This window comes from Streptomyces sp. NPDC002004 (assembly GCF_053593975.1).
In genome coordinates this window covers 162,529-177,429 of sequence record NZ_JBSFDP010000001.1, presented here as the reverse complement: position 1 = coordinate 177,429, position 14,901 = coordinate 162,529, and the positions used below count along the sequence as shown (strand labels likewise).

15 protein-coding genes are annotated in these 14,901 nt (G+C 71.0%); 7 read left to right on the top strand and 8 right to left on the bottom strand.

Annotation, left to right across the window (positions count from 1 at the left end; all coding sequences use genetic code 11):
• Nucleotides 1-23 precede the first annotated feature (23 nt).
• Together ACWCP6_RS00720 and ACWCP6_RS00715 are read left to right on the top strand one after the other, a co-directional pair.
• A complete protein-coding gene (locus tag ACWCP6_RS00720; protein WP_450930533.1) occupies nucleotides 24-296 on the top strand; it encodes a hypothetical protein in 273 nt (90 codons plus the stop codon).
• Nucleotides 297-579: 283 nt separating this feature from the next.
• The gene (locus ACWCP6_RS00715; protein ID WP_450930128.1) at nucleotides 580-1,065 is read left to right on the top strand and encodes a DUF5994 family protein; all 486 of its coding nucleotides are present in this window, start codon (nucleotides 580-582) and stop codon (nucleotides 1,063-1,065) included.
• 38 nt (nucleotides 1,066-1,103) lie between these two features.
• On the opposite strand, the gene ACWCP6_RS00710 is transcribed toward ACWCP6_RS00715, so the two are convergent.
• The 5 genes from ACWCP6_RS00710 to ACWCP6_RS00690 form a co-directional block, all read right to left on the bottom strand.
• Nucleotides 1,104-2,372 (bottom strand): ATP-binding protein, encoded by a 1,269-nt coding sequence (locus ACWCP6_RS00710; protein WP_450930127.1) that lies wholly within the window; start codon nucleotides 2,370-2,372, stop codon nucleotides 1,104-1,106.
• A 156-nt stretch (nucleotides 2,373-2,528) separates the two neighbouring features.
• Nucleotides 2,529-3,371, bottom strand: a complete 843-nt coding sequence (locus tag ACWCP6_RS00705) for a slipin family protein (RefSeq protein WP_450930126.1) — start codon at nucleotides 3,369-3,371, stop codon at nucleotides 2,529-2,531.
• 150 nt (nucleotides 3,372-3,521) lie between these two features.
• A complete protein-coding gene (locus ACWCP6_RS00700) occupies nucleotides 3,522-3,797 on the bottom strand; it encodes a hypothetical protein (protein WP_450930125.1) in 276 nt (91 codons plus the stop codon).
• Nucleotides 3,798-3,807: 10 nt separating this feature from the next.
• A complete protein-coding gene (locus ACWCP6_RS00695) occupies nucleotides 3,808-4,494 on the bottom strand; it encodes a DUF5994 family protein (protein ID WP_450930532.1) in 687 nt (228 codons plus the stop codon).
• A gap of 694 nt (nucleotides 4,495-5,188) precedes the next feature.
• The gene (locus ACWCP6_RS00690) at nucleotides 5,189-6,430 is read right to left on the bottom strand and encodes a PP2C family protein-serine/threonine phosphatase (RefSeq protein WP_450930124.1); all 1,242 of its coding nucleotides are present in this window, start codon (nucleotides 6,428-6,430) and stop codon (nucleotides 5,189-5,191) included.
• 496 nt (nucleotides 6,431-6,926) lie between these two features.
• Here ACWCP6_RS00690 and ACWCP6_RS00685 point away from each other — a divergent pair, with 496 nt between their 5' ends.
• Together ACWCP6_RS00685 and ACWCP6_RS00680 are read left to right on the top strand one after the other, a co-directional pair.
• Nucleotides 6,927-7,898 (top strand): hydroxyacid dehydrogenase, encoded by a 972-nt coding sequence (locus ACWCP6_RS00685; protein ID WP_450930531.1) that lies wholly within the window; start codon nucleotides 6,927-6,929, stop codon nucleotides 7,896-7,898.
• 181 nt (nucleotides 7,899-8,079) lie between these two features.
• Nucleotides 8,080-8,310 (top strand): hypothetical protein, encoded by a 231-nt coding sequence (locus ACWCP6_RS00680; protein ID WP_450930123.1) that lies wholly within the window; start codon nucleotides 8,080-8,082, stop codon nucleotides 8,308-8,310.
• Nucleotides 8,311-8,382: 72 nt separating this feature from the next.
• Here the strand turns inward: ACWCP6_RS00680 and ACWCP6_RS00675 are convergent, their stop codons facing one another.
• From ACWCP6_RS00675 to ACWCP6_RS00665, 3 genes are all read right to left on the bottom strand, one after another.
• A complete protein-coding gene (locus ACWCP6_RS00675; RefSeq protein WP_450930122.1) occupies nucleotides 8,383-10,329 on the bottom strand; it encodes a S53 family peptidase in 1,947 nt (648 codons plus the stop codon).
• Between the two features lie 389 nt (nucleotides 10,330-10,718).
• Nucleotides 10,719-11,342: a DUF305 domain-containing protein gene (locus ACWCP6_RS00670; protein ID WP_450930121.1), complete on the bottom strand. Its 624-nt coding sequence runs from the start codon at nucleotides 11,340-11,342 to the stop codon at nucleotides 10,719-10,721.
• Nucleotides 11,339-12,028: a DUF3105 domain-containing protein gene (locus tag ACWCP6_RS00665; RefSeq protein WP_450930120.1), complete on the bottom strand. Its 690-nt coding sequence runs from the start codon at nucleotides 12,026-12,028 to the stop codon at nucleotides 11,339-11,341. Before ACWCP6_RS00665 ends, ACWCP6_RS00670 begins: the two co-directional genes overlap by 4 nt.
• Before the next feature lie 165 nt (nucleotides 12,029-12,193).
• On the opposite strand from ACWCP6_RS00665, the gene ACWCP6_RS00660 reads away from it, so the two are divergent.
• The 3 genes from ACWCP6_RS00660 to ACWCP6_RS00650 all read left to right on the top strand — a co-directional run bounded on the left by ACWCP6_RS00660 (nucleotide 12,194) and on the right by ACWCP6_RS00650 (nucleotide 14,711).
• Nucleotides 12,194-12,649, top strand: a complete 456-nt coding sequence (locus ACWCP6_RS00660) for an RrF2 family transcriptional regulator (RefSeq protein ID WP_450930119.1) — start codon at nucleotides 12,194-12,196, stop codon at nucleotides 12,647-12,649.
• Between the two features lie 54 nt (nucleotides 12,650-12,703).
• Nucleotides 12,704-13,669, top strand: coding sequence for an aldo/keto reductase (locus ACWCP6_RS00655; RefSeq protein WP_450930118.1), 966 nt, complete (start codon nucleotides 12,704-12,706; stop codon nucleotides 13,667-13,669).
• A gap of 172 nt (nucleotides 13,670-13,841) precedes the next feature.
• Nucleotides 13,842-14,711, top strand: coding sequence for a universal stress protein (locus ACWCP6_RS00650; RefSeq protein WP_450930117.1), 870 nt, complete (start codon nucleotides 13,842-13,844; stop codon nucleotides 14,709-14,711).
• Nucleotides 14,712-14,901 lie beyond the last annotated feature (190 nt).

Below are 14,901 nucleotides of genomic sequence, written 5' to 3'. Positions count from 1 at the left end.
CGGGCGGTAGAGGAAGGCGCATCATGGCGATATTGCGAGACCGGAAGACGTACCGCGAGAGGATCATGCAGGCTCTATACCAAGCCGCCGAAGGCAATCGCCTCCTGGGTGTCGATGGGGCGAAGCTCCGCAACGACCTCGGTATACCTGAGCAGGACATGGCGGCTGCTTGTACGTACCTGGCGGGCGAAGGCTGGGTCGTCGTGGACTGGGGGAGGGGCAACACGCCCGCGATGATCACGCTGACGCACCAGGGGATCCGGCAGATGGAGACAGAAGAGGAAGGGCGTGGCTGAGCCACCACGTCGGTTTCTCGGACCGAAGTGAACCTTCGCAAGGATGGCTTATGTCGGAGTAATCCGTTTGGCGTAATATGGGAAGTGGGTCGGCGCACGCTCACGTGCGATGACCTGGAAGGGCGGCTCCGGCGGGTATACGCCGGAGCCGTTGCCTGTCCTCCGGAACCGCCCTGCGGCGAAGCGCTCGCGGGAGTGTCGTGCGGAGTACGGTGAGGTAGCAGAGGCGTACCGCGGTCGCACGCTCTGCGGTCGCACTGCTCTCTGCGGACGGGCGGACATCATGGCCGACTCAGACACCCCCGACCTCCCCAGGCTCCTGCCGGACGCCGTCCAACGGTCGCTGAAACCCGGGACGGCCCTGCTGAGGCTGGAGACGACACACGCGCGCGAGGGAATCCTGGACGGCGGGTGGTGGCCGCGGTCCCGGGACATCGGTGCCGAGCTCCCCTCGCTGATCTCCGCGTTGACCGAGCATCTCGGACCTGTCACCCGGGTCGGTCTGGACGGCAGTGCATGGGACGAACTACCGACCCGGGTGATGGTCGACGGCCGAGTCGTGCACATCGACTCCTTCCCCATCGGTGACGACACCGTCCTCATCACCCGAGGCGACCGGGACCATTTCTCCCTGTTGCTGGTCCCTCCGGACACGTCGCCCGACGCGGCACGCGCCGCGATGGCCAGGGCCGTACGTGCCGACAACGTCACCGAGGCCAAACAGATCCTCATCGATACGGGCAGTGACACGCCGACCAAGCCGGCCTGACACGTCCGTCGCAGATCGACTCCCCGTCGGCCTGGACGCTAGAGACGGGCGAACTTCTGCGTCTGCTGGGCGAATTCCTGGACCATGGCGGCGCTGACCGTGGGCCTGGTGTCGCGGATCGTGTCCAGGTAGTCGTCGGTGGTGGGGGCGGTACGGGTTCCGGTGTCGAAGGTGCGCTCGAACTGGGCCTGGGAGACGGTGCGCGCCGCGTGGGCGATGTCGGCGGGGGTGAACCCCTCGCTGGCGGACGCGAGTACCGCGCTGTCGGCCTGCGCGCCCGCTCGGCCCAGGTAGCTCTCCCACAGCGCGGTCCTGGCGGTGAGGTCGGGAGGGCCGATCGGCAGCACGTAGTCGAAGCGGCCGTGCCGCAGGAACGCGGAGTCGAGCGTGGTCACGTTGTTCGTGGCGCAGACGAGCAGCCGTCCGTCCCGGCTTCGGAACCGGACGATCGCCTTGAGCAGTTCGTTGACGACGCCGACAGCCGTCGCGTCCGCACCGCCGCGTTCGCCGGCGATCTCCTCGACCTCGTCGATGAAGACCAGGACGTGGTCGAGCCGGGCGATCTCGTCGAAGCGCCGGTTCAGCCCGGTCGCCAGGCCGTACTCGGCTGCCAGACGTGCGGGGAACAGTTCGAGGAAGGGCCATCCCAGGCGGCTGGCGATCGCGTGCGCGAAGGTGTTCTTGCCGGTCCCGGGCGGACCGAACAGCATCACCGCCCGCGGCAGTTCCACTCCGTGCTGGGCGGCCATTTCGGGATGGGCCAGCGGCAGGACCAGACGCCGCTCGATGAGCCGCTTCTCCCGTTGCATGCCCGCGACCCTCTGCCACAGGCCCCCGGGCGGCAGTTCCGCCCCGAGCGAGGACAGCGTGTCGGCCGACTGCGGGGTCACCGGCCCGCGCTTTTCGAAGAAGACCAGCCCGGGGCGGGCGCCGAAGTCGCAGTTGCGCAGAGCGGCGGCACCGGTCTCGCCCTCGGGCAGGACGGCGTGCACTGCCCGGACGCCGGCGGCGAAGAGCCGTTGCTCAAGGGCGGTGATCAGGGCACTGCCCAGCCCGCGCTGCCGCCAGCCGGGCGCCATGCAGATGCGCAGGATCCATGCCCGTTCGCCCTCCACCCTGCTCACCGCGGCGCCGATCAGCCCGTCGCCGGCCGTGGCCACCACAGCCGGGTGGCGGGCCTGGAGAGCCGTCACGGCGTCCGAGAGCGGGAAGAGCGGCGGCTCCTCGGTCGTGCCGCTGTCCATGTCGACACGGACCAGCGCTTCGAGATCGTCCTGGGTGTAGTCCCTGACCTGCCAATCCGTCATGCTCAGCTCCGCGTGTTCGGCCGTACTCCCATCATCAGCCGATGCCCGGAGAACGCGCGCGACAGACGTCGGCCACGAGTCCGCCCTGGCGGCACTGATCGCTCGCCCGCACCACCACCGCGGTACGCGGTGAAGATCCGGGCCGCCGTAGTCGGGTCAGGCTGCGGTGCCGGCTGGGCTGAGGGACTTGTCGGTGCGGCCGGTGCCTGCCAGTGGCGCTGCCGCGGCGGGTGCAGCGGCCGCGGTTTCCCGGGCGAGGAAGGAGCCGAGCTCGCCGATCGTACTCATGAGGGGGGCTGGGAAGACGACGGTGGTGTTCTGGTCGACACCGATCTCCACCAGGCTCTGCAGGTTGCGAAGTTGAAGGGCCAGCGGGTGGGCCATCATGGTGTCCGAGGCGTCGCCGAGCGCGGCTGCGGCCAGCGACTCGCCCTCCGCGTTGATGATCTTCGCTCGCTTCTCCCGCTCGGCCTCGGCCTGGCGGGCCATGGCGCGCTTCATGGCGTCGGGCAGTTGGATGTCCTTGAGCTCGACCAGGGTGACCTGCACCCCCCAGTCGACGGTGGCGACGTCGAGGATCTGGCGGATGTCCAGGTTGATGCGGTCCGTCTCCGACAGCGTCTCGTCGAGCGTGTGCCGGCCGACGACCTTCCGCAGGGTGGTCTGGGCGATCTGGTTGATCGCCGCGTTGACATTCTCGACGGCGACGACCGACTTCACGGCGTCGACGACCCGGAAGTAGGCGACCGCCGACACGTCCACGCTCACGTTGTCCCGGGTGATGATGCCCTGGGACTGGATCGGCATGGTGACGACCCGCAGTGACACCCGGTGCAGGACGTCGACGAACGGGATGATGAACCGCAGCCCCGGGGAGCGTGTTCCGACGAGTCGGCCGAAACGGAACAGCACTCCCTTCTCGTACTGCTTGACGACTCTCACGGAGAAGGCGAGGGCCAGGACGACCAGGAGGCCGACCACGACGAAGAGAATGATCATGTGCTGCTCCTCGGGACGAGGACCACGTGGGGCGGGAACCCGCCGGTCGAGACACCTGCATGTGTCTGCGTCGGTTCGTGGGGCAGGGCCGAAACCCGTCGGTACGGGCCGCGCCGACGGTCGGTGCGCGGGGCCGGGGACATCGCCTCGTCACCCGTGGTGAGTCGTGCGGTCGCGGCGGCAGCGCGGTGGGAAGCGGCCACGTCCGTCGCGGTGGTCACGTTCGCCGACGGCCGGCGACCCGGACAGTGGTGGTTCCGCAGGGGGGCGTGCCGCGTCGATACCGCGGCCCGGGCCGCCGGGCAGGGCGCGACCGTACCGGTGCACGGCGATCCTTTCCGCGTGCTCGATGTCGAGCCGATGGATCACGAATGCCGCCGCTGCGATGAGGACCACGAAGGCGCCGGTCGTCAGGAAGGTGTTCATGGCGGCTGTCTCACATGCCGATGATCAGGCGACTGACGCGGCCGGTCTGTGCCGGAACGTCCGCAGAGGAGGGGCCGCCCTCGTACGTCCCTGCCTCGTCAGGTTCGAGTGTCCGGTCGGCAGCGGAGACGGCACGCCGGGTCTCGTCCGCGGCGATGAGAGCACTTGCGGTCAGCGGCGGACCGTCGTAGTCGGACGCGGCCGCCATCAGGCGGGCCGCCGACTCCGCCCCGGTCTCGGGCGGGATGACCAGCAGATCCCAGCGGCCGGTGCCGTAGGAGAGCAGCAGCAGCTTGTGCGGGTCGATCTCCGGGGTGAACCAGCCGACCTTGACGACATGACCGCCCACGGGGACCTTGTGCGGGATGACCGGCCAGTACTTGGGGTTGACGGCGATGCGGGTGATGCGGCCCCACAAGGGGTCCAGCACATCGGTCAGTGCGGGCAGCTCGCTCAGCAGATCCCGGGAGCGGGGCCACCAGGCACCGTCCAGGAGTCCAGGGGACGTGCCGTCGGTCTTCAGCGCGAGACGCGCGGCCGGGGCTGCGACGGGCTCGTGGTGTGGCAGGGATTGCAAGGTCGCCGACATGATGCGAACCCGTCTCCGGGCCGCCTTCGCGACGACCCGGGTTTCATCTCTCGCCGAGAACGACCCGGCGTGGAAGCCGGTGTACGAAATGCCCTCGGTGTTGTCCAGGGTACTCCGCACACGCCGGGGCGGTCGCGGAGACGACTCCGCATTCGGCGAAGCGGCTGTCGATACCGGCGGGGGCGCGCTGCGGGTGTCGGGGCACCCATGCCGATTGCCGGACCGGTCTCATGCCCGACGGCCGGTACACCCTGGCCCAGCACTCCGTGGCCGTGTCACACGATCGGTGAGCACCCGTTCCGATCGCCCTCGTGGCTGTCGTGCCGGGACTCATCCGTGCGACAGCGGAGGGCCCCGGCTGTCTGCTGATCATCGGCACCATGCTCCTCGTGGCCGCCATGGCCCTCGCTGCCGTGCGACTGTCCCGGCGCTCCCACAGGCGCCTCCTCCGCCGGCTGCGGCTGCGGACGCCAGGGCCTTGTGCTCCGTTCAGCCCGTCGTTGCGTATCGGTCCGTCGGGGCTCGGCGAGGAGTACCGTGGTGACTACCGAGAGCATCTCGTACACCGGCTTCCAAGCCGACGTCGTCCTCGGCGATTCACGACAACCGGGCCGGCCGTGACCGGCCCGGGGTCGGGTCCGCGCCGTGACTGCGACCATTCCGTTCACGCCCGCAGTCGAAGGCCGGGCCCCTTCTTCGTCACCGCTCCTGTCTCCAGGAAGAGCTGGGGATCCGGCCCGTGCAGCGTCACCCGGCCGGTCTCCTGAACCGAGGCGCCATTTATGGGGGTTCGGCGGTCGCCTCACTCCAGGAGAGCGAGGTGGTCGGCGGCGCCCCCGCGCCATTCGACCAGGAAGAGGGTCGCGTCGTCGCTGGTACGGCCGCCCCGTTGCTGCTTCAGGGCGTGGGAGAGTGCGCGCACCACCGCGCGTACTCCCTTCTCTGTGTGTTCGATGCGGTTGACCCAGTGGATGAGTTGCTCCTCGCCGAATTGCTCTTCACCGGCTTCGTGTTCCTCGATCAGGCCGTCGGTGAAGCACAGCACCCGGTCGCCGTGTTCGAGCATCTGCTCGCTGACCTGGGGCTCTTCACCGCCGAAGCCGACCGGCAGGGTGGTCGGGCCTGTGAGTTGCCGCACGACCTGGTGGTTGCGGATCAGCAGCGGTGCGGGGTGGCCCGCGTTGACCCACTGCAGGTGGCCCGTTGCGATGTTCAGACGCATCATCTGCGCGGTGACGAAGTGGTCGGGCCCGAACTGCTCGGCGATGGCCCGGTCCATGAACGCGTAGATCTCGGACAGGCCGATGTCGGCGCGTCTGGCGTGCCGGTAGGCCCCGACGGCGACGGTCGCCATCGTGGCGGCGTCCAGGCCGTGCCCCATCGCATCGACGATGGCCAGGTGCAGGATGTCCTCGTTGAGGGCGTAGTCGAAGCTGTCGCCTGCGACGCTGTAGGCGGGCTCCAGGATTCCGGCCACCGCTGCCTGCGGGACGGACATCGCCAGCGGCGGCAGCAGGGACCACTGGATCTCCGCGGCCACGCTCATCGGTTCGCGGCGCCGGGCGAGGAAGAACTGGTCGGTGTAGCTGTGCTTGGTGACCAGCATGTCGGCGACCAGACCGGCGAGCCTGCGCAGTAGCCGCCGGTCGTCGTCATCGACGGTGTCCAGGGTGAGGGCCATCACTCCCACCTGGTCGCTGCCGTCCAGCAACGGTAGGTACATCCGGACGCCGTCGGACTGCGGCACCTCGACAGTGGTCGCCTGCAGGAAGGCCGTGCCGGCGTGGGAGTCACCGATCGGCTCGGGCTCGCCGACCATCAGCCGCCGACCCGGCAGCGGCACCAGCATCAGCTGGGCGTAGTCCTGCAGCAGGATCGAGACGTCGCGGCCACCGACCCTGGCCACCTCTTCCGCGATCAGCGGGGCGATCAACTGCGGCGGCATCTCGTGTGCCCGGTCCAGAAGCACCCCCAGCAGCCGCTCACCGAACCCTTCCGAACGGTCCGTCATGCCGTTGTCCGGTCGCCGCTCACCTTGTGCCATGGCCGCGCCCTTGCACCGGTGTCCTCAAAGTCCCGGTCACCGTGTCCCTGCTCACCCCGTGCAGCGGAGTCAGCGCCCGCCCCGACACGCTTGTGGCCGTCCGGTCGCCCCTCTCACGTGATCCGTACACAGGGCTCCTGACGCGACCGTGATCAACCCTTCCAGAGTGACGCCGCCGACCGGCACAACGTGCCCATTACGCCAAACGTGGCATGTCACGCGTGATCGGGGAAGAGCCGTTCTGACTGTGGCCGTCGCAGGGCGGCCGGACCGCCCCCGGGCCGTTCCTCCGTCACCGCAGGCACGGCAACCCCTCCGTCGTCGGAACAAGGTGCCGGGAATCTAAAGCGGTTACTGTTCCGGGTCAACTCCCTGAGCAGCGGCCTCCCTTGACCACCTGCCGGGCCTGCCCCTAGCCTCCGGGCAGCAGCTGGAAACCGTTTACTGCGAGGGCGGGTGGCGGCGCGTGACGGAGCGACCGATCGCGGCACTGGCGATGGGTGCCGAGGTGGCGGAGCGGGTCCTCCCGCCGGATCTGCGGGACCGGCTCGCCCGGACCGTGCGGCTCGTCACCGTCCCGCCTGCCGGGCCCCTCGGCGCGGATCCGGCCCGTGCGGCGCTGGCCCGTGCCGAGATCCTGGTCACCGGATGGGAGAGCCCGCGGCTCACCGCCGAGGTGCTGGCGCTCGCGCCCCGGCTGCGGGTGGTGGTGCACGCCGCCGGGTCGGTGAAGCCGGTGGCGACGGACGCGCTGTGGGACCGCGGGATCGTGGTGTCCTCGGCCGCCGACGCCAACGCGGGGCCGGTGGTGGCCTTCACGCTCGCCGCGGTCACCTTCGCCGCGAAGGGGGCGCTCCCGGCCGCCGCCCGCTACTCCGCCGGATGGCCGCGCTTCGCCGAACGCCCGGGCGCCGACGGACGCACCGTCGGCATCGTCGGCGCGTCCCGCATCGGCCGCCGGATGATCACCGCGCTGCACTCGTCCGACGCCGGATACCGCGTCCTGCTCACCGACCCGTACGTCTCGCTGGAGGATGCCGCCTCGCTTGGGGTGGAGCTGGTCGAACTGGCCGAACTCTGCCGCCGCAGCAGCATCGTCAGCATCCACGCCCCCCAACTCCCGGAGACCAGGGGTCTGCTGTCCGCCGACATGCTGAAACTGATCCCCGACGGCGGCGTGGTGGTCAACACGGCCCGCGGCTCCCTGATCGACACCGAGGCTCTCACCCGCGAGTGCGCCGCCGGCCGCCTCGACGCCTTCCTCGATGTCACCGACCCGGAGCCACTGCCTCCGGGCCACCCCCTCACGACGCTGCCGAACGTCCTCGTCACTCCGCACATCGCCGGCGCCCAGGGCAGTGAGGTGCGGCGGCTCGGGGTGTACGCGGTGGACGAGGTGGAGCGGTACGTGCGCGGGGAAGCGCTGCGCGGGAGGCTGCGACGGGAGGATCTCGCCCGGCTGGCGTAGGAGTGCTCCCCGGGGGTGCGCCGGGGGAGCGGGGGTGGCGGCGCCCGAGCGGGAGGCCCCGGCGGCCCCCGAGCGGGGGCCCCGGCCCGGGCGCCGGTCCGCCGGCGGTGCGCGCCGTGCCCCGGCGCCGGGCGGGCTACGAGCGGGTGCGCGCGCTGCCCGGGCGCCGCATGATCGGATCATGAGCACCGACAACGCTCCGACCGTCCTGGTCGAGGTCGCCGAGTACGCGGCCGACAACCGCTACCGGCGCGTGCATTTCGAGGGCACGGGCTGGGAGTCCCTGGAACAGGCGGAGTTCGAGCCGAGGATCAGGCAGCTCTTCCCCGACCTCGACCCCCATGACCCGGCGCGTGTCCACTGGGCGGACCGGCCGTGGGAGTGGCCGCCCTGGCACCCGGGCGAGGCATGACCGCCCGCACACGACAGCGCCCGCCCCCGGAACCGGGAGCGGGCGCCGTACTGGGCCGGACGGCCCGGAAGGTCAGCGGCGGTACGAGGAGACGTAACCGGGCGCGGGCGAGCCCACACCGGTGACGTCGTCGTAGCCGCGGACGGCCTTCAGGGAGCTGTCCTTGCCGAGGCTGCGCACCGAGGTGAGCAGGCCGCCGGACGCGTCGTAGCCGTTGGCGAAGTCGATCCGGGCCACGGCCAGGTCGACGTTCCGGCCCAGCGGGTGGTCCGTGACGTCGTGGTACAGCTTGGAGCCGAAGCGGTCGTAGATCACCGGGTTGGCGAAACCGATCGCACGGCCGCCGCGGGCCTCCTGCGCGAGCGCCTGGATGCCGGCGATCACGGGAGCCGCCAGCGACGTACCGCCGATGCGGTACTCGCTGTACTTCTGCGACTTGTCCGGGAACGTCTGCGTCTGGCCGACGAGGAAGCCGGTGTTCGGGTCCGCGATCGCCGCGATGTCCGGAACGGTACGCATCCGCTTGGTGCCGTTCGCCTTGGCGAGCGAGTCCGGCACGACACCCTTCTGGTAGAAGGGCTGGTTCACGGTCTTGCTGGTGCCGCCGCCGGCGCCCGAGGAGTAGGCGCCGGGGAAGTCCTTCCAGCTCTTCCCGTCCGAGGACAGGCTCGCCTTCAGGGTGCCCCAGCCGGTCTCCCACTTGTACGCGTCGTGCTTGCCGACCGCGAGCGAGGTACCGCCGACCGCCGTCACCCACGCCGAGTTGGCGGGTGTGTCGACCTGCTTCGTCCCGGTGTGGGCGACCTCGTCGCCGTTGTCACCGGAGGAGAAGTAGAAGCCGATACCCTCGATGGCGCCCTGCTTGAACACCTGGTCGTAGGCGGCCGCGAGCTCCGGGGTCTGGTTGGCCTCGATGTCGCCCCACGAGTTGGAGACGATGTCGGCCAGGTGACCGTCGACGATCTTCCCGAGCGAGTCGAGCAGGTCGTCGTCGTAGCAGGAGGCGGCGCCCACGTACGTGATGTTCGCGTTGGGCGCGACCGCGTGCACGGCCTCGACGTCGAGGGTCTCCTCGCCGTACCAGCCGGCCGCGCCGCACTCCTCGGTCTTGGTGTACTGGCTCGGCAGCACCTGCTTCAGCTGGTTGCTGCGGTAGCCGCCGTCACCGTGCTTGCCGGCGTACTTGGCCGCGTCCTGCGGGATCGTCGGCGAGGCGTACGCGTCGGTGATCGCGACCCGCACACCCTTGCCGGTGTGCTTGCCCGCACCGTACGCGGCGCGCAGCTGCTTGCCCGTGTAGCCCTTGACCGCGTACGGGATCCTCTGGCCGTACGCCTTCGGCAGGCTGCTCGCGGTCCGGGAGCCGTAGTACGAGGAGAACGGCCCGGAGTTCTTGAACACGGCGTCCGGCGGCGGGAGCTCGTCGTGGTGCTGCGCCATGTGCGGAGCGCTGTCCAGGCCGGTGATCGTGAGCACCGCCCCGTCCAGGGACGCCGGGACCGAGGCGGTGCTCTCGGGGGCCCGGTAGGTGTGCGCACCCTTGCGGAAGTTGTGGAACCGGGTGCCGAACGCCTTCTCGGCGGCGGCCACATCACCGGACACGGTGATGTAGTGGAGGGTCGTGCCCGTGACCTTCAGGCCCGCCTGCTTGAGCCAGGCCGTCACCTCGGCGACCTGCTCCTTGGTGGCGCCGAAGCGCTCCTGCGCCTGCTTGGCGCTCAGGTACTTCCCGTACAGCGGCGAGGACGGGTCGGACACCGCCTGCGCGTACTTGGTGAGCCCCGCGGCGTCACGTCCCGCCAGGTACACACGGGCACTCACCTTGTTGGAGTCCGCCGTGGCACCCTGGTCGGCCTTGGCCGTCGCCCACAGCGGCTTGGTGCCCTGCAGAGCGTCACGGCCGCCCGGGTTCGGGTCGGCCTGGGCCGCGGGTATGCCGAGTGCGAGAGCGCCGGCGAGCAGCGGCAGTGTTGCTGCGATGCTCACCCCGGCGCGCACAGCGGCGCGATTGGATCTCATAAAACCCCCTGCTGCATTGCGATTGGTCGCGTGCAACCGCTCACTCTTGCGATGAACGATTCATGCCAGGGGAATGGGAACACCAAGAGCGTTCCAAGGACGCTCACAACTTGCTGTGAATGCATGCCCTTTGGGGCGATGTGTCCGGTGAACGAGAGGTGACGATTACCTCGTGGGACTTGCCTCGCGGGCGTCGGCCGTCTGCGCCCGAGGCCGGGTGGCGAGTTCTGGGGGGTGTCCCGGAGCCCTGCGCGAGTGCCGTCACGGGGATCTGCGGCGCCGGCGGGCGGGCCACGCGGACGTGTCCCGAAAGGCCCCATCGCCCCCGCACGGGATCCCGTGCGGGGGCGATGGGGCCTCTTGGTCGTGACTCTCCGCAGAACTGCGGCTCAGGCGTCCGGCTCGGCGCCCCGCGCCTTCAGCATCCCGGCCATCAGCTCGATCTCGGACTGCTGCGCGTCCACCATGCCCTGGGCGAGCCGCCGCTCGACCCCCACGCGGCACTTCCGGACGCAGCCCTCGGCCATGTGGATGCCGCCCCGGTGGTGGGCGGTCATGAGCTGGAGGTACAGCACCTCGGCCCGCCTGCCGCTCGCCCTGCGCAGCTCGTCCAGCTGGGCGTTGGTCGCCATGCCGGGCATCAGCGCGCCGTCGCCGCCCATCGGCATGTCCCCCATGCCCATCCAGGTCATCGGCGGATCGGCGGACACCTTGGGCAGCTCCCACAGGTCGAGCCAGCCGAGCAGCATGCCGCGCTGGTTGGCCTGGGTCTGTGCGATGTCGTACGCGAGGCGGCGCACCTCCTCGTTCCGGGTGCGGTCGCGCACGATGTACGACATCTCGACGGCCTGCTGGTGATGGACCGCCATGTCGCGGGCGAAACCCGCGTCCGCGGACGCGGCGGTGGGGGTCTTCGGCGGGTCCGTACTGCTCGCCGACGCGACGGTGAAGCCGCCCGCCGCGGCGAGCGCCACCGCCGCCGCGGCCCCGGCGATCAGGCCGGCGCGCTTCACCGGGCCAGTCCGCCGGTGCAGGGGGCGCCCGGCTCGGGGGTCTGCGGGCCCTGGACGAAGGAGGTGAAGAACTTGTCGACGTTCGGGTCGGCGGCGCCGGTCACGGTGCGCTGCTTGCCCCACGCGCTGAGCATGATGGGGTCCTTCTGCTTCTCGTCCGGGCTCATCAGCGAGTACGGCGTCCTCCTGACCTTCTCCGCGAGCTTCTTCACGTCCGCGGCGGAGGCCTTCGAGGTGTACGTCACCCAGACCGAGCCGTGCTCCAGCGAGTGGACGGCGTTCATGTCCGGGATCGGTTTGGTGTAGACGTCGCCGTTGCAGTTCATCCACACGGGGTTGTGGTCACCGCCGACGGGCGGCGTCATCGCGTAGTGGACCTGCTTGGTGACGTGGTTGCGGGTGAGGTCCTTGGGGTCCCACGACGTCACGCCGTCCTTGCCGACGGTGAACTTCGGCGCCCCGCCCTTCGCGTCGTTCTTCGTGTCGCCCTTCGCCGCCGGGGAAGCGGCGCTGGACTTCTGCGTGAACAGATAGGCGCCGCCGCCGGCCAGCGCCGCGACCAGGATCACGCTCGCCGTGATCACGAGCCCCCGGGTACGCCGCTCGCGCGCACGCTCGGCGCGCCGCATCTCCTCTATGCGCTGCTTGCGTGCGTCGGTGGGACCGGTGCTCTTCGCGGAACCCATGGCTTGTCCTTCTGTGGAGGAGACGAGTGGGCCCGCTGATCGTAGTGGCTCCGGATGGGTGAGGGCAGGTGTCCCCGGCGCCGTGATGACGCGAAAGCGGCCGTGCCCGCGGCACCGGGCACGATTTAACTTGAATCCGGAATGTGCATTATTTACCGTGCAGGCATGCGGCTCATGCACTCCACCGATCTGGCGCTGCGCATCCTGATGCGGCTGGCGGTCGCGGACGGCACCTCCCCGACGACCCGGGAGGTCGCGGACGGGATGCGGGTGACGTACACCCATGCGGCGAAGGTCGTCGCGACGCTCCAGCGACTCGGCCTGCTGGAGGCCCGTCGCGGCCGCGGCGGCGGCCTCGCGCTCACCGAGGCCGGGCGGAGCGCATCGGTCGGCGCGGTGGTCCGCCACTTCGAGGGTGTGGGGGACGTCGTCGAGTGCGAGGGCGCGACCCCGTGCCCCCTGCACACCGGCTGCCGCCTCCGTGGCGCCCTGCGCCGCGCCCAGGAGGCCTTCTACGCCTCCCTCGATCCGCTCACCCTCGCCGATGTCACGGCCTCCCCGACGGAGCCGCTGCTGCTGAGCATCGCCGGACGGGGCGGTGAGGAGGCGCCGTCCGCCTGAGGCGGGCGTCCCGGGCCGCGACGCCCGCGCGGTGTCACCCCGTAGGGTGACGCCGTGACGACGAACACGGGTACGGGTACGGCCGGCGGGCACCTGGTGTACGGGTGCATGGGGCTGGGCGGACGCTGGGAACCGGGACCCTACGGTGCGGCGGACATCGCCGAGGCCGAGGCGGCGGTCGTCGCGGCCCTGGAGATCGGCGTCACCGTGTTCGACCACGCCGACATCTACCGGCACGGCAGGGCCGAGGCCGTCTTCGGCGAGATACTCGCCCGCACCCCCGGGCTCCGTGACCGCATCGTCGTGCAGACCAAGTGCGGCATCCGCCTTCCCGAAGGCGAACGTCCCGGCATGTACGACCTGCGAGGACGCACCATCACGCGCCGGGTGGAGGAGAGCCTGGCCCGGCTGCGCACCGACGTCCTCGACGTGCTCCTCCTGCACCGGCCCGACCCGCTCGCCGACCCCGACGACGTCGCCGAGGCGCTGACGTCCCTGCACCGGCAGGGCCTGGTACGGCGGTTCGGTGTCTCGAACATGGCGGCCGAGCAGATCGCCCCGCTGCTCGCCCGCCTCGACGGCGTGCCCCTGGTCGCCAATCAGCTGGAGATGAGCCTCCACCGCCGCGACTGGCTCGAAGCCGGCGTCCTGGTCAACACGCCCGCGTCCGCCGGGATCGGCTTCCCGCTGGGCACCCTGGAGTACTGCCGCGCCAACGGCATCGGGATCCAGGCCTGGGGCGCACTGGCCCAGGGCCGCTTCACGGGCCGCGAGGAGACGCCCCAGGAGCGGGCCACCGCGCGGCTCGTCGCCGCACTGGCCGAGAAGAAGGGCACCACCGCGGAATCGATCCTCCTGTGGTGGCTGATGCGTCACCCCGCCCGGATCGCACCGGTCATCGGGACCGCGCGCCCCGACCGCATCCGTGCCTGTCGCGATGCGGCCCTGCGGGAGCCCGGGCTCACGCACGAGGAGTGGTACGAGCTCTGGCTCACGGCCCGCGGCGAGCCGCTGCCCTGACCCCGCGGCACCCGGCGGCACGGGGCGGCTCCCGGAGCGCTCCCCCCGAGTGCCGTGGCTCGCACAGAACCAGCGATTTGTTCATATTGGTCCCATGTGCGGAGGTCGATGACCGTCCCTCCCGCAGAAGCCTCAGGAGCGGCGAGAGCCCCGAGAGACGAGGAGACCGAGCATGCCGGGACGGATCGTGGTGGGGGTGGACGGCTCCGACGAGAGCCTGACGGCCGTGGACTGGGCCGCGGACGAGGCCGCACTGCGCGGAGGTGAACTGCGGCTGGTCAACGCGTCCCTGTGGGAGCCGCACACGCCCGCCGGGGTGCGGCCGACCCGCGAGACGCTGACGGACCGCGCGCGGCGGATGCTCGACGCCACGAAGGACGGCGTGCGGACGCGGCGTCCCTCGGTCGACACGGTCACCGTGGAGGTCGAGGACGCCCCCAGCCAGGCGCTGCTGGCCGCCGCGGCCGACGCCGACCTGCTCGTGCTCGGGTCCGAGCAGGTCGGGTCGGGCGGTTACCTCTTCGGCTCGCTGGAACAGGAGGTCGTGGCGGGGGCACGGCATCCGGTGGTGCTGGTGCGGTACGGACGGGAGTCCGGCCCCGGCGGCCCCGCGGCCGGGAAGGACGACGGGCGGGTGGTCATCGGCCTGGACGTGCGGCACCCCGCGGACCGACTCCTCGACTTCGCCTTCGACTTCGCCGCCCGGCGCGAGGTCCCGGTCCAGGTCGTCCACACCTGGCACGTACCCGTCCTGCACCGCACACCTGCCGACGGCACGGGCGACGGTGCACCGGCCGAGCTCACCGAGGCCCTGGAGGCCGCCGTGCGCCCCTGGCGTGAACGGTTCCCGCGCGTGGAGGTCGCCGAGAACACGGTTCCCGGCCGGGCCGGCAGCCATCTCGTGGCCGCGGCCGCCGGGGCGGGACTCATGGTCGTCGGGCGCCGTGACCGTCGTACGCCGGTGGGCCCGCACATCGGATCCGTCACGCACGTCCTGGTCCACCACGCCCTGTGCCCGGTGGCCGTGGTCCCGCACGACTGACCCCGCCCCGGCCGCCGCACGACCGGCCCGCGGGCCGTCACGCCCCGGGCCGGGTCCCCGCGGCGGCCCCGGACGTCGGAAGCCGGGACGTTGGAAGCCGGGACGGGCGGGAAGACGGGACCGCGGGAAGGGCGGGCGGAAGGGCGGGAGGGCCGGACGGTGGGAGGGCGGGCAGGCCCGGCGAAGGCCC